The sequence below is a fragment of the Psychroflexus sp. MBR-150 genome, from assembly GCF_053628795.1.
Window position 1 is genome coordinate 45,497 of the sequence record NZ_JBRJHB010000015.1, and the last position, 25,610, is coordinate 71,106.

The following is a 25,610-nucleotide window of genomic DNA, read 5'->3' on the forward strand; positions in this document are numbered from 1 at the left end:
TAATTATATTTAATCTATTAGTTCGAAGGATTTCTTAAATTCAAAATCTGAACTCGGTGCTATAGCTACTTGGAATACTCCAGGTTCAGCAACAAAATCTAAATTAGAGTTGTAGAATTTTAAATCTTCAACCGAAATATTAAAGGTAACCGTTACAGTTTCACCTTTTTTTATAAATATTTTTTGGAAGCCTTTAAGCTCTCTAACGGGTCTAGTGACCGTGCCTACAACATCTCTAATGTAAAGTTGTGCGATTTCCTTGCCATCATAATCTCCAGTATTTGTAATATCTACTGATACTTTTAATTCGTCGTTTTTTGTAATCGATGTTTTATCTAAAGTTAAATCCCCATATTTAAATGTTGTGTAACTTAAACCATATCCAAAAGGATATAAAGGTTCGTTACGAACATCTAAGTAATTAGATTTAAATTTTTCGAACTTCCCTTCCGAATTACCCAAAGGTCGTCCTGTATTTTTGTGATTGTAAAATAATGGTACTTGACCGACATTTCTTGGGAATGTCATTGTTAGTTTTCCCGATGGATTAACATCCCCAAACAGCACATCAGAAATCGATAAGCCAGCTTCACTACCTGGAAACCAAGCGTTTAAAATTGCTGGTACTTTTTTATTTTCTTCTACTATATTTAGGGGTCTGCCAGTAAAAAGTACCAATACAACTGGTTTACCAGTTTTAAGCAGTGCGTTTAGTAAATCTTTTTGCACATCAGGTATTTTTAAATTTGTTCTACTGCTACTTTCACCACTAAATTCTGAAGACTCACCTATAGTCGCAATAATAACGTCTGATTTATTGGCAACAGCTATAGCTTCATTTAAAAGTTGTTGATCTGTTCTACCATCTCTTGGAATATCTTTGCCAAACATCGTAACCCGTTTTTCTAAATCTAAGTCTTTAGTGATGTTACTTCCTTTGGCATATAATAAATTAACTTGATCGCCAACAGACTCTTTTAGACCATCCCAAACCGAAATGGCTTTTTCGTGATCTGTAGAAACACTCCATGTTCCAGGCATATTATTGCTGGCTTTAGCTAAAGGTCCTATAACTGAAATTGTCCCAGATTTTTTTAGAGGCAGCAGTTGATTTTTATTTTTAAGTAAAACCATAGATTCTGCACCTACGAGTCGAGCATAATCTCTGTTTTTTTGAGTATATGTTTCTTGTTTAGCCCTTTCAAGACTGCAATATTTGTATGGATCATCAAATAATCCCAACTGGAATTTTGCTTTGAGTACGCGACCTACAGCTCTATCGATATGCTCCATTGAAATTTTTCCTTGATCCAAAGCTCCCTTAAGTTGTTTGATATAAGCAGCGTCAATATGAGGCGAGTCACCTGCCATATCCATATCTAATCCAGCTTTTAATGCCAGAGACGTCACCATATATTCGTCTCCCATTCCGTGCTCCATCATTTCATAAATTCCCGTGTAATCAGACACTACAAAACCATCAAATCCCCAATCATCACGTAATAAATCGGTCAGCAACCATTTATTGCCAGTAGCTGGCACACCATCAATTTCATTGAACGCAGCCATCACAGAACCAACACCTTCTTCTATAGCAGCTTTGTAAGGAGGTAAATATTCGTTGTACATTCTTATACGGCTCATATCTACCGTGTTATAATCTCTACCAGCTTCTACTGCACCGTAGAGAGCAAAGTGTTTCACACAAGCCATTAATGTGTTATTTGCACTTAAATCATTTTGTTGATAACCGCGTACCATAGCACGTGCAATTTCACTTCCCAGATATGGGTCTTCGCCATTTCCTTCTGAAACTCTTCCCCAGCGTGGATCACGAGATATGTCAACCATAGGTGAAAACGTCCAATTAATACCATTTGCACTTGCTTCTGATGCTGCTATTTTGGCAGTTTTTTCAATCATCTCTAAATCCCAAGAGCAAGACAATCCCAATGGAATCGGAAATGTTGTTTTAAAACCATGAATCACATCCATGCCAAAAATTAAAGGAATACCTAATCGGCTTTTTTCTACAGCAATTTTTTGAACTTCATATATGTTTTTTGGATCTTTCAAATTGAAAAGGCCTCCAATTTTACCTTCTTTTATTTTTTCAACAACATCTGTACTTTTTGAAGAACCAGTAGTAATAGGACCAGTTGCTGGAAGATTTAATTGACCGATTTTTTCATCCAATGTCATTAAACTGATTATGGAATCTACTTTTTCACTATAAATACTGTTAGTTTTATCTGATAATATTTTGCTGTCTTTTGTTTCACAAGAAGACATCATAGTTGCAACAATTACTGTAAGTATCAATTTTATTTCAAGTTTATACATTCCTTATTTTTTAGATTTAGAAAAAAGCCAAGTTAATAAATTTGGTTCTGCAAAAGCAGAATCCCAACTGTTGTGATTTGCATCTGAATATAGAGTAAAGTTTGGTTTACCACCATTTTCTAAAATTGCCTCAACCATTTTTAACGAACCTTTAGGGTTTACAACATTATCCTGAGCACCATGAAAAATCCACATATCCACTTTATCAGCATAATTTTTAGTCAATTCTGCATTACCATCTCCACAAATGGCAAATGCAGCCGCAAACATATTGGGCTGTCTAGAAAGGATTTCAAATGTTCCCATACCGCCCATAGATAAGCCTCCAACGTAAACTTTATTAGTATTCACATAAGGCTTTGAAGTCAAATCTTTCATCAAATCAACAACTAATTGCATTGGTTTAGTGGCTTCCTTATCTTTTGGAAATACTAAGCGTATCGGAAAACTACTTCTATCAACTTCCGCATTAGACCAATAACTGTTTTTGGGACATTGAGGAAAAATTACGATTGCTGGAAATGCTCCACGATTGGTTTTATCTGAGAATAATTTACTGCCGTGCATTAATTGTTTCTTGTTATCACTTCCTCGTTCTCCTGCACCGTGTAAAAATAGAACGACAGGATATTTCTGATCTTCTGAAAAATTGTTGGGATACATGATTCTATATTGCAGCGTATCACTGTCTAATATATAAAACTCTTCTTCATACAATTCATTTTGAGCCATTGTAACAGAGCAACAAATAACAGACACAAGTACCAAAACTGATTTTAAATGTTTCATAATTATCTTCTAATACGTAAATCCTAAAGTATCTAATCCATTTTGGACATCATCATTCTGCATAAATAAATCCCACAACAGTCCTGTTCTATAATTTTCGATCATTATAATTTGTGGACCTTGATCGATGGCCAAATAACGTTCCGTTACCCAATTGTTGAAATGTGGACTAAAAGCATCGTAGAAACCAGCAGATCCCATGAGATTATTATCATAAAAATGACGCATTGCTGCTAAAGACTTCTCAGGAGTATAATTGATAGAACTAATGGCAGCAGTCGGCGAGATGACACCAGTATCATTTTCAGGATCATGAGCAGTATAGCCAACGGAACCATCAGCATTTCTAGTATAGCTTGCTGTTAATCCCCAACAATCTGGACCATAACCTTCGTAATTATTGGGATTATTCACACAATGCTGATAATTAATATTGGTGTGGTTGACATTGAGATCCCAATAATTGGCATACTGATCGCTAAGATTAGTAGGGTTTAGACCTAGATATGAATAGTGCGACCAAAACAAAGGTCCTGTGCCAGAACCAACATGATCTAAAATTAATGGGATACCAAACTGAACCGCTGATGACACAATAGCACCATTGTTTGCCCAGCCTTGGTTATAAACTTCTGTAGATATTGCATAGTCTGGAGATGCTGCCCCTAAAATAAATGTAATTAGCGTTTCATTATAGCCTTTTAATTCTAAATTTATTGCAAACCCATGATTAGGACTCCAGTGCCATATCATTTTATTTTGTCCATTGGTGTACCAATTCCATTCTACGTCTTTCCAAAGCATATCAGCTTGATTTGCAATGTTCTGTTCTTCTTGGGTACCGTTTTTTAAATATTCTTTAACACAAATAAGACCTTGAACAAATAGTGCAGTTTCTACTATATCACCTCCATTGTCTTGAGTGCTAAAAGGTAAAACATTTCCTGAAGTTCCATCTATCCAGTGTGGCCAAGCACCATGAAAACGATCTGCATTTTCAAAAAAATCAAGAATTTGATTTAATCTTCCTACGCCTTCAGCACGGGAAATGTAACCGCGTTCAATACCTACAATAATAGCCATAAGACTGAAACCACTTCCACCAGTTGTCACTACATTTTCACTGTTAGACGGATCGTTGGGATGATAACGTTCCCGAGCTGCTCCTGAATTACTTTCAGCGAAGTCCCAAAAATATTTAAATGTCTCTTGTTGAACTAAATCCATTAATTGCTCATCTGTCAATGACACAACGGGATCATCATTTGGGTCTTCAGATTCTTGTAAGTCCGAGGTTTCATCACCACCACAACTGGTAAAAACAGCTATCATTAAAACGTAATAGAATCTTTTCATTTAATTATTTTTATTCAATTTTAAAACCTAACTTATCCAAACCAGCTTGCACATCTTTATTTTTCATAAATAAATTCCATAATAATCCTGTTCTATAATTTTCTATCATTACAGGAATTGGTCCTTGGTCAATAGCTAAGTATCTTGGTGAATACCAATTATGCTCGAAGCTAAATGCATCATAAGGACCATATTTACCAACCAAGGAATCGTGGTTTTTATAAATATTTTTTAAAAATTTCATGCTGGCTTCTGGTGTATATGGAAATGATGATAAGGCTGCAGTTGGAGAAATCACTCCTATGTCTTTTCCTGGTCTGTGTCCATAATATCCGTTTATGGAATAGCTAGAGGTTAGTCCCCATAGACTATCTCCATATCCTTCGAATTCTTTAGGATTATCCAAAGCATATTTATAATGAATTTTTGCTTGATTTTGGGTTAACTTCCAATAATCTGCATATTGGTCTGAAAGACCATGAGGATTGAGAGCCATGAAGGAATAATGAGCCCAAAACAGAGGTCCAATCTGAGCATCATCGTGTTGATAATAATCAAGAACCAAGTCTTCACCATAAAAGCTGTCCTGTGAAACTATATTGCCGTTTCTGGCCCAACCTTTATCGTAAACCTCTTTAGAGATTGGATGTGAAGGAGAAGCGGCAGCGAGTATATACATGATTAAACATTCATTATAGCCACCCACTGGAAAATTCATATCCCAACCATATTTAGGCGACCAATGCCAATATAAGACATCTTCGTTGCCTTTGGTGTACCAATTCCATTCTACTTCTTTCCAAAGTTTTTCTATCTTTTTGACAAGATTTTTTTCAAGTTCGTTTCCATCTCTGTAATACTCAGCCACAGTCAGAAGACCTTGTATGAGAAATGCAGTTTCAACTAAATCACCGCCATCGTCTTTTTTGCTAAAAGGATATACTTTTCCAGTTTCTCCGTCTATCCAATGAGGCCAAGCACCATGAAAACGATCTGCTTTTTCAAGAAAATTAACGATTTTTATAAATCTATTTAATGCCTCTTCTCTTGAAATCCAACCACGTTCAACACCTACCAAAATAGCCATTAATCCAAAACCACTTCCACCTGTAGTCACCGTGTTTTTTGGAGAGGTTGGATATACACCATCCATGTGCAAACGCTCTCTAGCTAAGCCAGAATTTGGTTCTGCACCTTCCCAAAAATAATTAATCGTTTGCTTTTGAACCTTATTAAGCAAATCAACTTGGTTTGACAATCCTTTATTTGGCTTATCATTAGGTGGATTATTTTTATTTTTTGTGCTATTGTTATTACAGCTAATTGAAATACATAAAATTGCACTCCAAACAAAAAACAATATTGATTTTAAATATTTCATTAAAAAAAGCTATTATAAACTTCAGCTGTATTAATAAACTAATACAGCTAAAGTTAAGGACTAATTCTTAAATTTTTCACACATTATTAAAAAGGTGAATAGAGATCAAAAATTGGTATTTAAAGCATTGATTGTATTTCGGTTTGAGATAAAGCTTTTTTGTAAATTCTTAAGTCATCCATAAGGCTTTCATCAGATAAATGATCCCAACCTGTAAATCTTGGTGCTCCTGACATGATTGAAAGGATATCACAACCTGTCCAGTCAACTCCTGAAAATGTATTCTGACTTACTACTTGACCATTTATATAAACTACACTTTCTGTATCTGAGATAGTAAAAGCCATTTGAACCCAATCTGGATTATTAGGGTCTAAATCAGCAGCTGCTCCACCATCAAACCATGCTTCACCATCACCTGTTCCTACATTGAGTTTAAAACGCTGCATACCACCCGCATTTTCACGGAAAAACCTAAAGCCACCTGTTCTGTTATTTTGGGCATCTGGATTGTTTTCGTCAGGTGGACCAATAACCAAAATGCCTGCTCTGTCTGGAGAAGGGTTGAGTTTATATTTAAATACTGCTGAGAATCCATCATTATTTATAATATTCTCCGTTGGAAATGTCAAATATGAATCTACTGCACCTTGATAAGAACTTGTACCTTCAGCGGCATCAGAACTAAAACTAGGATTTCCGACAACTGTAGCATCTTCATCACTGTAACTCTCAGTATAACTACCGTTAAAACCTAATTTGAATACCTCATCTGCTTTGGCAATTTGCTCAATTACTTCTTCTTGTGTAAGTGCGACATTGAAAAGTCTAAGTTCATCCATAAAACTCTCATCAGATAAGTGATCCCAACCAGTAAATCTAGGTGCACCAGACATGATAGAAAGAATATCACAGCCAGTCCAATCAACTCCTGAAAATGAATTTTGGCTAACGACCTCTCCGTTTATGTAAACAACGCTTTCTGTGTCTGAAATTGTAAATGCAAAATGAACCCATTCATCGACCGAAGGATCTACATCTGCAGCTGCTCCACCATCAAACCATGCCTCGCCATCACCAGTTCCAACATTGAGTTTAAAACGTTGCATACCACCTGCATTTTCACGGAAAAACCTAAAGCCACCTGTTCTGTTATTTTGGGCATCTGGATTATCTTCGTCAGGTGGACCAATAACTAGAATCCCAGCTCTATCGGGTACTGAATTTACTTTTAACCAGAATGATGCACTAAATTCATTTGCCAACAAGCCCTCCGTTGGAAAAGTTAGATAAGAATCTGCTGCACCAGCGTAAGCTCCTGTTCCGACTCTAGCTTCAGGTGCAAAGCCAGGATTACCAACTTCAGTGGCGTCTGTTACAGTTACTAAATTAGTAAAACTTCCATCAAAATCCATATAGAATGTTTCACCAGGAAACAGTGGTGTGTATGGAGGTTCCTTACTGAAATTAGAAGTTGCAATTGTTGTATTTCCTGACAAATCTGTGGCAGAAACCTCTAAGACATGACTACCAGTTGTAACCTCATCATAAACAAGTTCTTCTATAAAAACTCTATAGTCAATAAATTCATCATAAAAAGCAATTTCAGCCCCGTCAATCTTTACACTGACTGATTGCAATTCAATATCATCTTCAGCTCTAAATTTAATATTAACTGATGTAACTGGTTCAGGAACTTGAATTGAAAAACCATTTATAGGTCTCTCAATAGTTACCAATGGAGCACCAGCGTCTGGACCTGGATCTACTCTTGAAATCGGGTCTATTCCATCATCACATGCCGTAGCTAAAAGCAATATAAGCAATAAGGATATATATTTTTTTATTGTTTTCATATTTTTCTTTATTAAATTATTCTAATGGTAAAAGGTCTAATTGTTCTTGAGGATAAGGTAAAAGCTCTTTATCAGCAGTAAAAGTTCTACCGCCATAGCTTAATTCGTCATAATTGTCCACTCTGATCATGTCAAAATATCGGATACCCCATTCCATTGCCAATTCTGCATATTTTTCATTTAATACATCTTGAGTAGTAACATTTGATAGTGCCGGCATATTAACTCTACTTCTGACTATATTAACGGCTTGATCTGCAGTCATATTACTTCCGCTTGCTCCACGAGTTAAAGCCTCAGCATACATAAGTAAAATTTCAGCATATCTGATAACAATTAAGTTTTTACCAGAACCATAGTCATTTCTGCCTGGGGTTAACTGATTTGATGGTAAATAGTGTTTACCACTAGCAAACATTGCTCTTGAGTAATCATTAAAGACATCACCATCTAAAGTAACGTTAGAAATATAATTTGGAAGGGTTGCATAATTTGGATCCTCCATGATTTTATCTATACCACGAGGTGTAAAATTAACGCTAGTTACAAGTCTTATTTGATCGTTTCTGTCTAACATAAATTTTATGTATTTAAGACTAGGTTCATAAAATCCCCAGCCTCCAGAAGCTGTTTCAACAACAGGATCCCAACTTGAGGGACCAAAAGGAGCAAATAGATGATTGCTTACTGGTCCAGTGGCTGAATTGAAGTCTGAAAATTGTAATTCAAAAATATTTTCATCAGCTAATTTTCCAGGTTTTTTAAATAGTTCATAAAAATCTGGAAATAAAATAAATTTGTTAGAATCTATTATCTCTTTTGTAGCATCTGCAACACCTTGATAATTTTCCATTTCTAAGTTTGCCATAGCTTTTATTGCCAGAGCAGTATATTTTGTAACACCTCCAGGAACATCTGTTCTTTCGTTTGGTCTCATGTCTGGCAAGAAAGGAATAGCCTCGTCCATAAGGTCTGACACATATTGCATAACTTCCATTTTGGTATATACACCGTTGTCTATTTCTTGCTTAACGTCTGTCGAGGTAATAATAAAGATATCACCCCAAAGTTTAGACATTTGTAAGTGTTGAAAACCACTCAATACTTTAGTTTCAGCAATATACTGGTCTGCTAATCCAATGAAGTCTCCAGTTGCAAATTCTTGATATTGTTCAATTGTCTCGCGTGTGTTGTTTATATCAAGAATATCTCCATAGAAATTTTCCCAAACTTGATTATACATCCAAAACCCTCTGTCGTAATTGTATAAGTCAGTCTCAGTAAAAAGGGGTTGATCTCCTAAGCCACCTGCATTAACATCATCACCTCTAACGCCGATAAGTAGAGGATCTTCCCAACCTCTTGAATAAGTTACACTGTATGCACCTATTAGCGGTAAAATCATATCTTCTGATTGGGTAAAATCTAAATCATCAGCTGCAAGTTGTCCTTCATTCTGTTCTAATTTATCATCGCAGGATGTCAGTGTTGTACAAACTACAATCACTAAAACAAATAATGCTTTGAATAGTTGTTTAAATTTTTTTGTAATTCTCATTTTATTAAATTTTAGATTTTAATGTTTATTCCAAAAGTGTATATAGCTGGAACAGGAAAGGTTTGCCTATCTACTCCATTTGGTTGCTCAGGGTTAAACCCATTGTAATCAAATACTGTTAAAGGTCTTTCAGCTGTTAGGGTAAGTCTTATTTCTGGTATTTTTTCTCCGAAAGTTTTTGAATTCAGAGTGTAAGCCAATTGTGCATTTTGTATTCTAAAAAACCATCCGTCTTCAATAAAAAACGTAGATAGTCTTTGATTCCAGCCTTTTCTTCTCCCAGCCGAAGATGGGTAAGAATTAGTAGTGCCTTCACCATGCCATCTGTTTTTAGCAAAATCAGCATCTATATTAGTGTCATTGGTAAATATGACTTCACCCCGTCTTCGGTTCAAAATTTCATTACCTGCTTGACCTGCAAATGCTACCGATAGGTCAAAATTTTTGTATGAAACTTGAAAATTTCCACCATAAGTTATATCTGGTAAATAGGAACCTATTACTGTTCTATCCTGGTCATCAATAATTCCATCATTATTTTGGTCTTTATATATAAAATCTCCAGGTTCTAAGTTGTTTTCAATAGCAATTGGATCATTTGCAATTTGCTCTGCATTTTGGTAAACACCGGCTACTTCTAAACCGAAAAAGGCTTCTACTGGTTCGCCTAAAATAGACCTCTGTCTAAATTCTGCAGAGCCAGTATCTATGTATCCGAGACCGTTGTTTATTTTAGTCATTTCATTATCCAATGTGCCAATATTACCACTTACTGAAAAATTCCAATTATCATTAATAACTTGAGACCATGTAGCAGCAAGCTCAAAACCAGTATTTCTCATTTCTCCAGCATTTTCTAATACAGTATTACCAGCAATGGGTTGAATAACTGGGATGACCAGTTTTTTAGTATCTCTTCTAAAATAGTCTAATTCTAAAGAAAGTTTGTTATCAAACATTTTGGCACTAATACCAACATTAGTTTCTTCTAAAATTTCTCTTTCTAAATCTGTAAAATTGTTTGTGCTTATAATACCATTAACTAGCATATCGTTTATTGCAGTTGTAAGTGTAGATATGGTTCTAGTTCCGGCACTACCAGTTAGAGCCCCATTTGGCAATTGTCCCCAACTCCCTCTTAGTTTAAGAAAATCAAATATTTTGTTATTTTCCATAAAATTCTCTTCAGAGATGACCCAACCTAAACCAACACTTCCTGTTCCTAACCATATTTCTTTAGGAAATCTTCCATCACCTTCATATCTATAAGTTCCATTAATTAAGTATTTATCTTTAAAGCTATATTCTGCTCTTCCCAAATAGGCAAAGGAATATAATCTATCACCATTGCCATTAACCTGATTAGCAAAAGAGCTTGGGTCTGCAAAATCTAAAAACCAAGAAGTTTCAAAATCTATTCCTGTTATATCATCTCCAGTTGCTGTTAATGCATTAAACTGTTCGTCGCGATATGATGTGCCAGCTATAACTTTTAAATCATGTTCCCCAAATGAGTCATTATAAGTTAAAATATTATCCCAATATTGATTGGATACGTTTCTTTCTACTCTAGTAATAGAAGATACAGCTCTTTGTGAGTTTTCTGAAATAAAATAAGGTTTTCTTACATTACGAACTGAAAATGTTGAATAATCGTGACTGTAAAACGTTCTAAAAGTTAATTTGTCTGGAATAATTGAATATTCGGCATATATACTTGTTAATGTTCGTCTTTGTTTTTCTCTATTATCATTAAATCTCATAACTGGAAAAGGGTTTTGAGAACCTCTATAACCAAGTAATGTCGCATCTGAATAAGGAATAGGTGTTGCCTCAGTATTAAGATAGTCAAATACAGGTAGAATAGGTACAGCAAAATAAGCCTGAAACCAAGCTCCATTTTCAGGGATAAATCTTTCAGCATTACTAAATAAGGCATTAGCTCCTACTTTTATCCTATCAGATACTTCTACATCAATATTTGATTGAATATTGAAACGTTCGTATTCATTTTTCATATCTAAAATACCTTCTTGAGAAAAGTAACTAGCATTTACTCCATAAGAGGTTTTTTCTGTGCCTCCTGTTACACCTATGTTATGATTTTGAATAGGAGCAGTCCTTAATATTTCATCATACCAGTCTGTATTAACATCAGGTAGATTAGGATTTATTCTGCTTCGTCCAAATCTTTGGATTGCATTTTCAACAAATTGAATATCAGCTTGAGAACCAGATTCCATAGCCATTGTAACAAATTGCTCTGCATTAGCCATTTGTACAATGTTTTGAGCATTTTGAAGTCCTGTGAATCCACTGTAGGTAAATGTAGGTTTTTTGTTGGTCTTGCCACCTTTAGTTTCTACAATTACAACACCATTTGTTCCTTTTTGACCAAAGATTGCTATCGAAGATGCATCTTTTAAAACTGATATACTCTCTATCTGACTGCTGTCTAGGAAATCTATGTTGTCATAAAAAACTCCATCTACAACATATAAAGGACTACCACCAGCAGCAAAAGAATTAACACCTCTTATTCTAACTGATGGACCTGATCCAGGAGAACCGCTACTGATAATTTGTAGCCCAGCTACTCTACCTTGTAAGGATTGCATAATATTGTTGGCAGGTGTTTTTTCAATAACATCAGACTTTACAGTGGTTATAGCTCCAGTTAAATCAGCTTTTTTCTGACCACCATAACCAACTACAACTATTTCATCTAAAGATTGAACATCATCTTCCAGAGATACATTAATTGTGGTTTGGTCTTCTATTAAGATACTTTCAGTTTTAAATCCTACATAACTAAAGATTAGTTTTTTTCCTCGCTCTACACTGATTGAGTATTTACCATCAAAATCTGTTGTTGTACCATTAGACGTTCCCTCGATAATTATATTAACGCCTGGTATCGGGATGCCATCACTAGCAGCTGTTACAACACCACTTACCTCTTGTTGACTCCAAGATATTATAGAACAAAATAAAAGACAAAATAGGCTGAATACTTTTTTCATAAAATAAAATTAAATTAAAATAAATGTCGGCAACTAAATTAAAAATAAAATAATCTATAAATAAATACTTCCACACATCATAAATACGTCAGTGAAAATATTTAAGTTTAAATTTATGTTAACATGCATCAGTTGATGTAATGCTAATATAAACGAAAACGATGTATTATTTAAAAAATTAACATATTGAAGTAGTAATGATGTACTAAAATATTACTTTTTTAACATTTTAAAGTAGTCTATATGATGCCTAAAAGGGGTTGAAAATTAAACTCAGTCTAATATTTCACAACTTTCCGAAACTTGAAAAACAAAAACAGCAGTCTCGAACTTTGTAGAGAAAATAAGAATATGTCTTCCATCTTATCTTTCATTAGACTACGTGATTAATCAAATTAAGCCAAAAGCACAACATTCAGGTTTTGTGCAAACCAGTTTAGATGATATAGTTTAGACGACTTTGTTTTAAGATATAGACTTTCATGCTTAGAAATCTAATATTAGAACCCAGAAATTGAAGGATACAGAATTTTTAGATGAATGTGTGTGTTTATCAATAAAAGCCCTGTTTAATTCTGATAAATTTTTAATATCTTTGTGCTGTAGCATTTTGTTGTTGTATTTGGAATTACAGCTTTAATTATATTGAAAATCAGTAAATTAAAAAAACAAAATTTTGCTTTTTTTCTGATATTTATCTTGTTTTTAGGACAATTTAAAAAAGAGCGAAACTTCAGTTAGACCTTAAACATAAAATAAGCATACAACTATTACTGTTTGCATCTAAGTTAAAAAAAATGAGTTAATGGGTATAAAAAAAGCAATTAGTTTAAGTGTTTTAGCAGTTTTAAGCTTTGCTTGTCAAGACCATGACGCTTTACCTAAACCAAAAGCCTTTTTAGCCTTAGAATATCCTAAACCTCAATATTTCAAAACAGAGTTAAATTGCCCTTTTAGCTTTATCGTTAACAGCCTATCCAAAATAAATGATAGTATTCAAAATCGCCCCTGTTGGTTAGACATCACCTATCCTGAAATGAAAGGCTCTATTTACATCAGTTATTATCCTGTTGAAAATAATTTAAAATCTCTCATTATTGATGCTCAAAAATTGCCCTTGAAACACGAAATTAAAGCTGATGCTATTTTATCACAATCCTTTATCAATGATGAACACAACACATATGGCTTGTTTTATGAAATTGAAGGTAATGCTGCTTCTCAAGCCCAATTTTACTTAACTGATAGCTTGAACCACTTTGTTACAGGATCCATTTATTTTAAGGCACAACCCAATTACGATTCTATTTTACCAGCGGCGGAATATCTTAAGAATGATATGCGGAAAATTATGGAAAGCTTAAAGTGGAAAAATTAGCCTTGATGTATATGTTTGTTGACATAGTTTTTCTGATCTCAAAAATTTCAGAAAATTTCTCTGAAATATAATTCCGAATGTTATCCTGAATGTCGTGTAAATGCTCCTTATAATATAGGTTGGTATTATACTTTCAAATTGGCATTACTTTCTCCCAAAATCAGCAGGAATTTCGCCCCAAATTTTAGTTTCCCATTTTAAGATTTTAGTTTTATAAGAATGGGTTTTGAGCCAAATTTCTGCACGTTTGATCAATTCAAATACTTCAGCATTGCTTTGGGTGAGTTTAAGCTTGGTTTTGCAGCGTTTTTGTTTTACCCAACCGATGGCTATTTTAGAATCAGAATATAAAACTCTTGAGCTTTGTTGTTTTTTCAAAAAGGCTAAACCATGCACGAGAGCCAAAAATTCGCCAATATTATTTGTAGCTTGTTCAAATGGACCTTTTTGAAATAAAACCTTTCGGGTTTGAGTTTCTACGCCTCGGTATTCCATCTTTCCAGGATTACCGCTTGAAGCCGCATCAACACAGATAGAATTAAGTTGAACTTCACGCGGTAACTTAGGCTTGAGTTGATTGAGCTTGCTGAGTTTTTGAAATTCATAAAAGCCCATATTAAACGCTTCTTCAGCAGTAGCCAGACTATGAAAAGACTTGTATTTGGCTTGTGAATAATTTTTGATTTGCAACTTACAGTCTTCCCAAGTCTTGTAAATTCCAGGATTATGTCCATCCCAAACCACGTAATATTTTTGTTTAGCCATGATTTAAAATTTTAGCAATGGTTTCAGGAAAATGCTTTTGCTCAAGGGTTTTAATTTTAGATTTAAGCGAGTTGATATCATCATTGTCATTTAATGGGGTTTTGAACTGAGCTATAATTTGACCGTCGTCATAAACAGAATTGACATAATGAATGCTGATACCGGATTCTTTTTCGTTATTATTAATCACCGCACGGTGCACGTGGTCGCCGTACATGCCTTTTCCACCATATTTTGGCAACAAAGATGGATGGATATTAATGATTTTTTGATGAAAAGCTTCGATGATATTTTCAGGGATTTTAAGCAAAAACCCAGCAAGGATGATTAAATCTGGTGAGATTTCTTTGAGTTGGTTTAACACAAAGTTTGTTTGTTGAAGTTGCTTTTTATCAAACAAAACCACTTCAACATTTTGGTTTTTAGCTTTGCTCATAACCTTAGCTTTGGGGTTATTGCAAAACACAGCTTTTACTTCTGCTATGGGGTTTTGATCAAAATATTCAATGATATTTAAAGCATTAGAACCATAGCCAGAAGCAAATATCACTAAAGTCTTTGTCGGTTTTTTAAAAGTTTTTTTCAATATGATGTTTTTTTTAATTATTTTGCAATACAAAATCAGCCACTAATGTATATAAAATTGTAAAAGCTATACATTTTTGGAATTAAAATTTGTTATAAGCCAAAGTTTCTTATTTTTGCCACCATATAAACTAAAAAAAATTTATCATGTCAGACATTGCATCAAGAGTAAAAGCTATAATCGTTGACAAATTAGGCGTTGACGAAAACGAAGTTGTAAACGACGCAAGTTTCACTAACGACTTAGGTGCCGACTCTTTAGACACCGTTGAACTTATTATGGAGTTTGAAAAAGAATTTGATATTCAAATCCCAGACGATCAAGCTGAAAACATTTCTACAGTTGGTCAGGCGATTTCTTACATAGAAGACGCTAAATAAAACACTTTTCATGGAATTAAAGCGTGTTGTCGTAACAGGTATAGGTGCCATTACGCCTATAGGTAATAACATCCAAGAATATTGGGATGGATTGTCTAATGGCAAAAGTGGATCTGCACCAATTACTTACTTTAATACAGATAAGTTCAAGACTAAATTTGCTTGTGAAATTAAAAATTTCAACACTGCAGATTATTTTGATCGTAAAGAAGTGAGACGCCTCGATAAATTTGCACAATACGCTATAGTGGCTTCTGATGAAGCTATTGCAGACTCAAAAATAGATCTTGACACAGTTGACAAATACCGTGTAGGTGTGATTTGGGGTGCTGGTATAGGTGGTTTAGAAACTTTCCAAAACGAAGTGATCAATTATGCCAAGGGTGATGGCACACCGCGTTTCAACCCATTTTTCATCCCAAAAATGATTGCAGATATTGCTCCTGGCAATATTTCGATTAAGCACGGGTTTATGGGTCCAAACTACACCACAGTTTCAGCTTGTGCATCTGCAGCCAATGCTATCATTGATGCTATTAACCAAATACGAATGGGTTATAGTGATATCATTGTAACTGGCGGAAGTGAAGCTGCGGTTACAGAGGCTGGAATGGGTGGCTTTAATGCTATGCACGCTCTATCAACAAGAAATGATAGTCCAGAAACAGCCTCAAGACCTTTTGATGCTACTCGTGACGGTTTTGTTCTCGGTGAAGGAGCTGGTGCACTTATTCTTGAAGATTTAGATCATGCTAAAGCTCGCGGTGCAAAAATCTATGCCGAGGTTATAGGCGGTGGTTTGTCTTCAGATGCTTATCATATGACAGCTCCTCATCCTGAAGGTAAAGGCGTCATTGCAGTGATGAAAAATTGTTTGCATAATGCAGGCTTAAATCCTGAAGATGTTGATGCTATAAACACCCATGGCACATCAACTCCTCTTGGAGATGTTGCAGAGCTTAAAGCTATTAAAGAAGTCTTTGGTAATCATGCCAAAAACATCAATATCAATTCTACAAAGTCTATGACAGGACACTTGCTTGGTGCTGCTGGTGCTATTGAAGCTATTGCTTCTATATTGGCAATGCAACACAGTTTAGTGCCACCAACCATAAATCACAAGACTCAAGATGAAAACATTGACCCTGAGCTCAATTTAACTTTAAATCATGCACAAAAACGAGACGTAAAAGTGGCTTTAAGTAACACTTTTGGTTTTGGTGGTCATAATGCATGTATTGCTTTAAAGACATTTGTAGAATAATGATTGACATTATATTTCATGAAATTTATTGACAATATATTTAAATCCCGTTCCAAAAAGGACGGGGTTTTTTTTTGTAAAATTTATGAAATTATCGGGTTTAAGCCCAAAACCTTAAGTATTTACAAAAGAGCTTTTACCCATCGCTCCCTGAACCTCAAAGACAAATTAGGTTATGATATCAACTATGAACGTTTAGAATTTTTGGGAGACTCATTATTAGATTCCGTGATATCTGTTCATTTATTTAAACAATCTCCACAAGGCGATGAAGGCTATCTTACCAAAATGAGAGCTAAAGCCGTAAACCGAAAAAACCTCAACCAAATCGGTCAATCTTATGATTTATTAAGCTTATTACATTCTGAGGTAAAACCTGAATGTTTTAGTGATAATATTTATGGTAATCTTATAGAAGCTTTAATTGCTGCTATTTATTTAGATCAAGGTTTTAAAAAATGTGAGAAATTTATCTTAGATAAAATTGTGAAACCTTTTATAGATATCGAAGAGCTCGAAAATAGAGTCATTAGTTATAAAAGCTATATGATAGAGTGGTGTCAAAAACACAAACACCAATACAAACTTATAGAATATAGTGATAAAGAGAAAAGCACCAATGGTCAAAAATACTTTGCTATGATCTATCAACTCAATGGAAAAAATATTGCTAAAGCTAGAGCCTTATCAAAGAAAAAAGCAGAAGAGAAAGTCTGCCGAAGAGCTTATTATACCTTGCAGGATCAAATTTTGGATTGAATTTTAACGTCAGGATAATATATTTTAATTTACCTATGCTTACATTTACGACATGCCAAAGCTAGTCCTTAATAAATTTACAGATTTTGATTTTAAACTCATCGGTCTTAATGCTTCTATTGAGCCTTTTAAAATGGCTTTTTTATTGAATAAACACCTTGAAATGCAGTTTGAAAGAACTAAAGAAGACGTTGAATTGATCTACAAGAACTATTGCATATTTTTTGCACTTTATACCTATTATGATGTAAAAGCAGATACAAAACTATATTTTGTTCAAAATAAATCTAAATATATCAATCTTAAACCTGAACAGACAACATCACTTTTCGATAACCAAAGCCAAGTTATTAAAAAACACTTAGTAGAATCTAAACTTCAAAGTGATTATCTCATAAAAATTGAAGATGAATTTAACCGTTATAAAACTAAAAAATTAATTATAGAATTAAATGAAATTCCACAACTCATCAGTGCCTATGAAATCAAAACTGATAGTATTAAGTCACCTGAAAACCTTATTTTTGAATAATTAATATTAAAAAATTGATATGAAATCAACTAAAAAAACAAAAATCGTTGCCACATTAGGACCAGCAACTTCTAAAAAGGAAACCCTAAAAGCCATGCTTGAAGCTGGGGTCAATATTTTTAGAATCAATTTTTCTCATGCTAACTATAAAGATGTTGAAGAGCGAGTGAAAATGATAAGAGACCTTAATGAAGAATACGGTTTCAATGCTGGAATTTTAGGAGATTTACAAGGACCTAAATTGCGTGTTGGTGAAATGGAAGAAAGCATAATTGTCCAAAAGGATGATAAAATTAAGTTTAAAACAGGTGAGAGATTTGTTGGCAACAAGCAGTCTGCATACATGAATTATAAAAATTTTCCACAAGATGTCAAACCTGGTGAACGCATATTGCTTGATGATGGTAAGTTGATTTTTGAAGTGGTTTCAACCAACAAAAAAGACACTGTTGAAGCCAAAGTAGTTCAAGGCGGACCGCTCAAATCAAATAAAGGCGTGAACTTGCCAAACACCAAAATTTCACTGCCAGCACTTACTAAAAAAGACATTGAAGACGCCAAGTTTGCTTGCAAAATGCAAGTGGATTGGATGGCACTTTCATTTGTAAGATATGCCAGCGATCTAAAGGTGCTTCAAAAACTAATCAAAGAACACAGCAATTATAAAATCCCTATCATAGCCAAAATAGAAAAACCTGAAGGTGTCAAAAACATCGATAAAATAGTAGCTTATTGTGACGGTCTTATGGTTGCTAGAGGTGATTTAGGTGTTGAAATTCCAGCTCATGAAGTACCATTAATTCAAAAAGAACTGGTTTTAAAAGCAAAACTGGCAAGAATCCCCGTAATCATTGCTACACAAATGATGGAAACCATGATTGACAGCCTAACACCAACACGTGCTGAAGTAAATGACGTAGCCAATTCTGTAATGGATGGTGCCGATGCGGTTATGCTCAGTGGCGAAACTTCGGTTGGTAAATATCCTGTTGAGGTAATAAACAAAATGTGCCAAATTATCAAAAGCGTTGAAAACTCAGAGCTTATCAAAGTACCTCACAATCCGCCCAACATTAAAACCAAACGCTACATCACAAAATCAGTTTGTTATCACGCTGCTCGTATGGCCAACGAAATTACTGCCACGGCTATTTGCACCTTGACCAATAGTGGATATACTGCCTTTCAAATTTCAGCTTGGCGACCAAAAGCTCATATTTTGGCTTTTACTTCAAACCATAATATTTTAACACAACTGAGTTTGCTTTGGGGAGTAAAAGCATTTTATTATGACAAATTTGTCAGTACCGATGAAACCATTACTGATGTGAACGAAATAGCATGCAAAAATCGTTATGTAGAAAAAGGCGATTACCTAATTAATTTAGCCTCAATGCCCATTGATGATAAAGGAATGGTCAATACTTTAAGAGTTTCTGAAATTGAATAAAAATTAATGTCTAAACACAAAATTGTCATAGGACGAACAGATATTGCTGATTTTCCTGAGTTGGGTTTCAATCAAGTTCAAGTCAAAATCGACACAGGAGCTTACACATCTTCTATTCATTGTAAATCTATAGAAATCAAAGACAATAAGTTACATTGTGTGTTTTTAGACGAAAAGCATCCAGAATACAGTCTAAAAATCCATACTTTCGAAAACTTTAAAACCATTCGTGTAAAAAGTAGCAATGGAATTTCGCAAAAACGCTATGAAATCAAATCTCATATCAGATTATTTAATAAAATTTACAGAATTTCATTATCGCTAAGCGACAGAAAAGATATGAAGTATCCTGTATTGTTAGGAAGAAAATTTCTAAACCCTAAATTTGTGGTTGACCCAGCATTAATAGATTTATCATATAAAAATAAGATTTATGAATATCAAAATATTATCCAGAAATAGCAAATTATACTCAACCCAACGCTTAGTTGAAGCTGCAGAAAAACGCAAGCATAATATTCAAGTCATCGACCCGTTGAAGTGTGATTTGATTATAGAAAAACGCAACCCTAACGTCTATTACAAAGGCAATTATATAGAAGAAACTGACGCTATTATTCCAAGAATTGGAGCCTCTGTTACGTTTTACGGTACAGCCGTAGTCAGACAATTTGAAATGATGGGTGCATTTAGCACTATAGACTCTGAAGCTTTGGTGCGTAGTCGAGATAAATTAAGAAGTATGCAGGTGTTAACCCGAGCTAAAATCGGTTTGCCAAAAACGGTATTTACCAATTATTCTCGCGATGTAGAAGGCGTTATTCAACATGTAGGCGGTACGCCTTTGGTCATTAAACTTTTAGAAGGCACTCAAGGTTTGGGTGTTGTTTTAGCCGAAACCAAAAATGCTGCTAAATCAGTAATTGAAGCTTTTAATGGTCTGCAAGCTCGTGTGATTGTGCAAGAGTTTATCAAAGAAGCCAAAGGTGCCGACATTCGTGTTTTTGTGGTTGATGGTCATGTCGTTGGTGCTATGAAACGCCAAGGAAAAGAAGGCGAATTCCGTTCTAATCTTCACCAAGGTGGCTCTGCAGAAGTTATTGAATTGAGCGACGAAGAAGAAATTGCTGCCATCAAAGCAGCTAAGGCTATGCGACTTGGTGTGGCTGGTGTAGATTTACTACAAAGCTCGCGTGGTCCTTTAATTCTTGAAGTCAATTCTTCTCCTGGCTTAGAAGGTATTGAAAAAGCAACAGGCAAAGATATAGCTCGAAAAATTATACAATACATCGAAAAAAATGTCTGATAAACCCTATATCGACGATTATAATGTCCTTCATATTTTAGATGAAAAAATTTTGCCAGGTCAACATAAACGGCTTAACCTTCATACTGCAAAACTTTATACCACATCTAGCGTAGATGTCCCCGTTATTATAGAACGGTCAAAAAAGAAAGGTCCTGTAGTATTGATTACTGCTGGGGTTCACGGTGATGAACTCAATGGTATTGAAATTGTTAGACAGTTTCTGGAACGAAAAATGAACAAGCCACTTATCGGCACTATTATTTGTATTCCTGTTTTAAATGTATTTGGGTTTTTAAATATGCAACGCGAATTTCCTGATGGTAGAGATTTAAACCGCATATTTCCTGGATCTAAAAAAGGACCTCTGGCCAGTCGGTTTGCCTTTCAACTGACTGATGAAATTCTTCCAATTGTAGATTATGCCTTCGATTTTCATACGGGCGGAGCCAAACGTTTTAATGTTGCACAAATCCGTATTGCCAAAAATCAACCCGAGTTATTAGAATTGGCAAAAGCTTTTAATGCACCTTTTACGATATATTCATCAAACATCAAAAAATCTTATCGCTCAACTTGTAAATTGCATAATATTCCCATTTTATTATATGAAGGTGGTAAATCAGTTGATAATGATGCATCTATAACTAAACACGGTTTAGATGGTTTGCGAAGGGTTTTAAGACACCTCGGTATGCTTAAGGCAGAGTTTGCTCCATCACAACCCGCAAAACCTAGTGTTTTTATAAGTAAAACCAAATGGATTCGAGCTAAATACAGCGGTTTGCTTCAGCTTAAAATTGATATTGGACAATGGGTCAATAAAGGTGAAGAAATGGCACATATCACAGATCCTTATGGGAGTTTTAAACACATATTAAAAGCCCGTGACGCAGGATATGTCATTAATGTCAATCAATCACCAATGGTATATCAAGGCGATGCGTTGTTTCATATTTCAACCCAAATCGATGATGAATAAAGCTGAGATTAGAAGATTATACAAACAAAAACGCCAGAATCTATCTTCAACTCAAATTGAAGAACAAAGTATTGCTATTGCCAACCAAGCACTAAAACTTGATATTTGGCAACACACTTACTATCATCTTTTTTTGAGTATCAGCAGACATAAAGAAGTTGATACTTCAATGCTTTTACATATATTGCAAGGCAAAGACAAGCAAATTGTGGTCAGCAAAAGCCATTTTAAAACCCAAACCCTTAGCCATTATTTACTGACTGATGCCACCGCTATCAAAGAAAACTCTTTTGGTATTCCTGAGCCTCAAGACGGTCTTGAAGTTCCTATCAACAAAATTGATGTGGTTTTTGTGCCACTTTTAGCCTACGATTATTTAGGAAATCGAGTTGGTTACGGAAAAGGGTTTTATGATCGGTTTTTGCAACACTGTCGCAAGGATACGCTTAAAATTGGTTTGTCTTTTTTTGAACCTATAAATGATAAATTAGAGACCAAACCTCATGATGTTGCAATAGATGTAGCTGTAACTCCTAATCGAGTTTTTAAGTTTTAGGTTGTAATTATTTCACTAGTTTAAAAAAGCTTAGAATGTATTTACTCGATGAACACAATATCAAGTCCAGTCATCTTATATCAACATAGATAATATGGTTTATACAAAGATGAAAGACTAATACCGATGTACCAGCCTGTGGTAGCCAAGCATTTTAAGGATTTCGTATATAATGGGAGTCATTTAAAATAACTTTCGGTATTACTTCTCTCTTTCAATCACATAATCAACCATATCAACTAAGGAAGATTTAAAATCAGATTCTGGATAATTGCCCAATATTTCTAAGGCTTGTTTTTGGTAAATTTTCATTTGTTTTTGGGCGTATTCTAAACCGCCTTGAGATTTCACAAAATCAATCACTTCATTGACCCGTTTTTTGTCTTTATTGTGATTTTTCACTGAATTAATCAACCACTTTTTATCTTTAGGATTGGCATTGTTTAGGACGTAAATTAAAGGTAAGGTCATTTTTTGCTCCTTGATATCAATGCCTGTAGGTTTACCGATTTTTCGTTCGCCATAATCAAACAAATCATCTTTGATTTGAAAAGCCATGCCGATGAGTTCGCCAAATTTTCGCATTTTTTCGACATCTTCAGAATTAGGTTTTACAGCGGCAGCACCAAGACTGCAACATGCAGCAATCAAGGTCGCTGTTTTTTGGCGGATAATGTCATAGTAAATATCTTCGGTAATGTCGAGTTTTCTGGCTTTTTCTATTTGGAGCAGTTCGCCTTCGCTCATTTCTCTAACGGCAACAGATATGATTTTTAATAAATCGAAATCATCGTTATCTATGGACAACAACAAACCTTTAGACAACAAATAATCACCGACTAAAACGGCAATTTTATTTTTCCAAAGTGCATTGAGGGAGAAAAACCCCCGACGCCGATTGGAGTCATCGACCACATCGTCATGAACAAGAGTGGCGGTGTGAATAAGCTCGATAACCGATGCCCCGCGATAAACGCGGTCGTTGACTTCGCCATCAGATACCATTTTAGCGACCAAAAACACAAACATAGGTCGCATTTGTTTGCCTTTTCGGTTGACGATAAAGTGCGTGATTTTATTGAGTAAAGCGACTTTAGACGACATGAAGAGTGAAAATTTCTTTTCAAACAACTCCATTTCATGGCTAATTGGTGATTTTATTTGAGATACGACTTTCAAAAGATTGAATTTAAGAATGCTAAAAATAAAATAATATTTGTCACTTCAGATATATTTTCTTTATATTTACATTCTATTAATCTTAAATTAAAAAATTATGAAAAAAATTACACTTTTATGTTTTATGATTTTAGCCTCTTATGGCTTGAATGCTCAAAACCCATTCTTAAATTCTAGTTATGATGTATCATCAACTGTATGTGTTGGAGATGGAAGTGGGAACTGTGATCCAGCAAATTCTAACATACCGCTAACAGATCAAGTTACTGTTACCTTGACTGCAAATCCTAACGAATTTGTAATATCTGACATTACAGGTGGCTTATATGAGCAAGGCTATGGGGAGTCTCCAAACCCTGCTACTGTAGTTGTTGATGAAACTACTCAAACTTTAACAGTAACGCAAGCACCTGACGTTGTTTTTGGAGGTGATTTCTTTAACGCTACTGGTTCATACACCTTAAATGCTAGTGGAGAAGTTGATACTTTTACATTAACCTGGAGTAATGGTTGGGGTGATGCTGGGACAAACAATTATACTTTAAATAGTATCATATCTTGTATAGATCCATTTAATTTTGAAGTAACAAACACAACGCTTACAAGTGCTGATTTTAGCTGGAATGATTCTAACGATCCTGGTACAACTTTCGAAATCAACTATGGAGCACCTGGGTTTACAGCTGGAAGTGGTACTAGTGTTAGTAATATATCAGGAACATCAACAACTATATCTAACTTAAGTGAAGCCACTGTATTTGAAGCTTATATTAGAGCAAACTGTGGAATCGATGGAAATAGCGAGTGGGTTGGTCCACTAGAATTTTTTACTCTTGCAGATTGTGCTACAGAATTCTCAGGTTTTCCTTTGACAGAAAACTTTGACAATGCTGCTGTTTTTGCAAGTTGTTACACCATCATTGACGAAGATAGTAATGGCACAGCCTGGATTCAACAAGAGCTAGAACTTCAGCCTTTAACAACTTCATTTTTTGCTACAAATGGAACCAACGATGCTACTAAGGAAGATTATTTATTCTCTCCTGCTATTAGTCTAACTGCGGGTAATACTTATGATATTTCTTTAAGCTATAATGGTGCAGATGCACAAAACGGTTCAGCTAATGAAAGCCTTGAAGTTCTAATGGCTCAAGGTCCTACTGTAGCAGATGCTAATGCAGGAACTTCAATATTTACAGATACAGGAATTGTGCAAAATGGGACTTTTGATAATGTAGAAAACCAAGCTTTAACAGGTACAGGACAATTTACACCTTCTACATCAGGTGATTATTATTTAGTATTTAAAAGTACGGGTTCGCCAGCACCTTTAGCTCAAACCACTGGATTTTTACTCATATTTAATTATTCAGTTGATGAAACTTTATCTACTCAAGATTTTGAAGCATTAAACTTTAACTATTTCGTTGATGCTCAAAACAACTTAAACCTATCTGCTAATCAGGCTTTTGACCAAATTAAATTACACAACTTACTCGGTCAGCAAGTTTTAAACCAAAAGCTTTCTGCTCAAGATGAGCGTATTGATTTAAATGCTTTGACTAGCGGTGTTTACTTGGCTCAAGTTCAGATTAATGATGCTACAAAAACTTTTAAAATTATAAAAAAATAAACCTTTTTAATTTTCTAAAATTTAAAACCACCTCAAAGTTGAGGTGGTTTTTTTGTTAAATTTTTTTTTTACATCATTTTTGTCTAAATAAATTTAACGTATCAATAACATTTTATTTATATTCACAACCAAAAGAAAATTAAATGAAAAATTTTTACATTTCAAGTGTTTTGGTCGTTATGTTTTTTTCAAATGCCTTTGCACAAACAACTGTAGATTGCACCGTTGGACCTGTCAACGCTAACTTTTGTTATGATTCTGGTGTTAATGAAGAGTTTACATATGTCAGCAGTGATGGTTCACCTTTAAACTTAACGGTGAATTCTGGAAATGTTGAAAATAATTTTGACGAGTTTATCGTTCTCGATTCAGATGGCACAGAACTCTTTAATGGCTATGGTAATGCAGGAGATCTATCAGGCTTATCTTTTCAATCAACGGGTGATGAAATCACGGTTCAAGTGACCCCTGACGGTTCTATAGATTGCCAAGGTTCAACTAATATTAATCCTATTGACTTAACGGTGAGTTGTG

The 25,610-nt window shown here is 34.7% G+C and carries 22 protein-coding genes; 12 read left to right on the forward strand and 10 right to left on the reverse strand.

What is annotated here, in order from left to right; translation table 11 throughout:
- Positions 1-9: 9 nt before the first annotated feature.
- The 7 genes from bglX to ACSSV5_RS09230 all read right to left on the reverse strand — a co-directional run bounded on the left by bglX (position 10) and on the right by ACSSV5_RS09230 (position 12,306).
- On the reverse strand, positions 10-2,343 hold the full coding sequence (gene bglX / locus ACSSV5_RS09200; RefSeq protein ID WP_454245630.1) for a beta-glucosidase BglX: 2,334 nt from the start codon (positions 2,341-2,343) through the stop codon (positions 10-12).
- Between the two features lie 3 nt (positions 2,344-2,346).
- Positions 2,347-3,132 (reverse strand): carboxylesterase family protein, encoded by a 786-nt coding sequence (locus tag ACSSV5_RS09205; RefSeq protein WP_454245631.1) that lies wholly within the window; start codon positions 3,130-3,132, stop codon positions 2,347-2,349.
- Positions 3,133-3,141: 9 nt separating this feature from the next.
- Positions 3,142-4,488 carry a glucoamylase family protein gene (locus ACSSV5_RS09210; RefSeq protein ID WP_454245632.1) on the reverse strand — a complete coding sequence of 449 codons (1,347 nt, stop codon included), beginning with the start codon at positions 4,486-4,488 and terminating at the stop codon, positions 3,142-3,144.
- Positions 4,489-4,498: 10 nt separating this feature from the next.
- Entirely contained in the window at positions 4,499-5,869 is a 1,371-nt protein-coding gene (locus ACSSV5_RS09215; RefSeq protein WP_454245633.1) for a glucoamylase family protein, read from the reverse strand.
- Positions 5,870-5,988: 119 nt separating this feature from the next.
- Positions 5,989-7,725, reverse strand: a complete 1,737-nt coding sequence (locus ACSSV5_RS09220; RefSeq protein ID WP_454245634.1) for a LamG domain-containing protein — start codon at positions 7,723-7,725, stop codon at positions 5,989-5,991.
- 16 nt (positions 7,726-7,741) lie between these two features.
- The gene (locus tag ACSSV5_RS09225) at positions 7,742-9,283 is read right to left on the reverse strand and encodes a RagB/SusD family nutrient uptake outer membrane protein (protein ID WP_454245635.1); all 1,542 of its coding nucleotides are present in this window, start codon (positions 9,281-9,283) and stop codon (positions 7,742-7,744) included.
- An 11-nt stretch (positions 9,284-9,294) separates the two neighbouring features.
- On the reverse strand, positions 9,295-12,306 hold the full coding sequence (locus tag ACSSV5_RS09230) for a SusC/RagA family TonB-linked outer membrane protein (RefSeq protein ID WP_454245636.1): 3,012 nt from the start codon (positions 12,304-12,306) through the stop codon (positions 9,295-9,297).
- Between the two features lie 805 nt (positions 12,307-13,111).
- Between ACSSV5_RS09230 and gldD the strand changes: the two genes are divergently transcribed.
- Positions 13,112-13,684, forward strand: coding sequence for a gliding motility lipoprotein GldD (gene gldD / locus ACSSV5_RS09235; RefSeq protein WP_454245637.1), 573 nt, complete (start codon positions 13,112-13,114; stop codon positions 13,682-13,684).
- A 144-nt stretch (positions 13,685-13,828) separates the two neighbouring features.
- On the opposite strand, the gene ACSSV5_RS09240 is transcribed toward gldD, so the two are convergent.
- A complete protein-coding gene (locus ACSSV5_RS09240) occupies positions 13,829-14,449 on the reverse strand; it encodes a ribonuclease H1 domain-containing protein (RefSeq protein WP_454245638.1) in 621 nt (206 codons plus the stop codon).
- Positions 14,442-15,035 (reverse strand): phosphoribosylglycinamide formyltransferase, encoded by a 594-nt coding sequence (purN, locus tag ACSSV5_RS09245; protein WP_211064905.1) that lies wholly within the window; start codon positions 15,033-15,035, stop codon positions 14,442-14,444. The genes ACSSV5_RS09240 and purN overlap by 8 nt, the downstream gene beginning before the upstream one ends.
- A 146-nt stretch (positions 15,036-15,181) precedes the next feature.
- Here purN and ACSSV5_RS09250 point away from each other — a divergent pair, with 146 nt between their 5' ends.
- From ACSSV5_RS09250 to ACSSV5_RS09290, 9 genes are read left to right on the forward strand one after another with little or no spacing between them, the layout of a single operon-like run.
- On the forward strand, positions 15,182-15,415 hold the full coding sequence (locus ACSSV5_RS09250; RefSeq protein WP_211064904.1) for an acyl carrier protein: 234 nt from the start codon (positions 15,182-15,184) through the stop codon (positions 15,413-15,415).
- Between the two features lie 10 nt (positions 15,416-15,425).
- Positions 15,426-16,679 carry a beta-ketoacyl-ACP synthase II gene (gene fabF, locus ACSSV5_RS09255; protein ID WP_454245639.1) on the forward strand — a complete coding sequence of 418 codons (1,254 nt, stop codon included), beginning with the start codon at positions 15,426-15,428 and terminating at the stop codon, positions 16,677-16,679.
- An 18-nt stretch (positions 16,680-16,697) separates the two neighbouring features.
- Entirely contained in the window at positions 16,698-17,438 is a 741-nt protein-coding gene (locus ACSSV5_RS09260) for a ribonuclease III family protein (RefSeq protein ID WP_211064902.1), read from the forward strand.
- A gap of 52 nt (positions 17,439-17,490) precedes the next feature.
- Positions 17,491-17,970, forward strand: a complete 480-nt coding sequence (locus ACSSV5_RS09265; RefSeq protein WP_454245640.1) for an IPExxxVDY family protein — start codon at positions 17,491-17,493, stop codon at positions 17,968-17,970.
- A gap of 19 nt (positions 17,971-17,989) precedes the next feature.
- On the forward strand, positions 17,990-19,420 hold the full coding sequence (gene pyk / locus ACSSV5_RS09270) for a pyruvate kinase (protein WP_454245641.1): 1,431 nt from the start codon (positions 17,990-17,992) through the stop codon (positions 19,418-19,420).
- Positions 19,421-19,426: 6 nt separating this feature from the next.
- Positions 19,427-19,882: an ATP-dependent zinc protease family protein gene (locus tag ACSSV5_RS09275; RefSeq protein ID WP_211064899.1), complete on the forward strand. Its 456-nt coding sequence runs from the start codon at positions 19,427-19,429 to the stop codon at positions 19,880-19,882.
- Positions 19,854-20,726: a 30S ribosomal protein S6--L-glutamate ligase gene (gene rimK / locus ACSSV5_RS09280; RefSeq protein WP_454245642.1), complete on the forward strand. Its 873-nt coding sequence runs from the start codon at positions 19,854-19,856 to the stop codon at positions 20,724-20,726. Before ACSSV5_RS09275 ends, rimK begins: the two co-directional genes overlap by 29 nt.
- Positions 20,719-21,708, forward strand: a complete 990-nt coding sequence (locus ACSSV5_RS09285; RefSeq protein ID WP_454245643.1) for a succinylglutamate desuccinylase/aspartoacylase family protein — start codon at positions 20,719-20,721, stop codon at positions 21,706-21,708. The genes rimK and ACSSV5_RS09285 overlap by 8 nt, the downstream gene beginning before the upstream one ends.
- Positions 21,698-22,264, forward strand: coding sequence for a 5-formyltetrahydrofolate cyclo-ligase (locus ACSSV5_RS09290; protein WP_454245644.1), 567 nt, complete (start codon positions 21,698-21,700; stop codon positions 22,262-22,264). The genes ACSSV5_RS09285 and ACSSV5_RS09290 overlap by 11 nt, the downstream gene beginning before the upstream one ends.
- Positions 22,265-22,465: 201 nt before the next feature.
- Here ACSSV5_RS09290 and ACSSV5_RS09295 read toward each other — a convergent pair whose 3' ends face one another.
- A complete protein-coding gene (locus ACSSV5_RS09295; RefSeq protein ID WP_454245645.1) occupies positions 22,466-23,443 on the reverse strand; it encodes a polyprenyl synthetase family protein in 978 nt (325 codons plus the stop codon).
- Between the two features lie 97 nt (positions 23,444-23,540).
- Between ACSSV5_RS09295 and ACSSV5_RS09300 the strand changes: the two genes are divergently transcribed.
- Together ACSSV5_RS09300 and ACSSV5_RS09305 are read left to right on the forward strand one after the other, a co-directional pair.
- Positions 23,541-25,076 (forward strand): T9SS type A sorting domain-containing protein, encoded by a 1,536-nt coding sequence (locus ACSSV5_RS09300; RefSeq protein ID WP_454245646.1) that lies wholly within the window; start codon positions 23,541-23,543, stop codon positions 25,074-25,076.
- A gap of 143 nt (positions 25,077-25,219) precedes the next feature.
- The coding region (locus ACSSV5_RS09305; RefSeq protein WP_454245647.1) for a hypothetical protein at positions 25,220-25,610 on the forward strand (391 nt) is incomplete at its 3' end.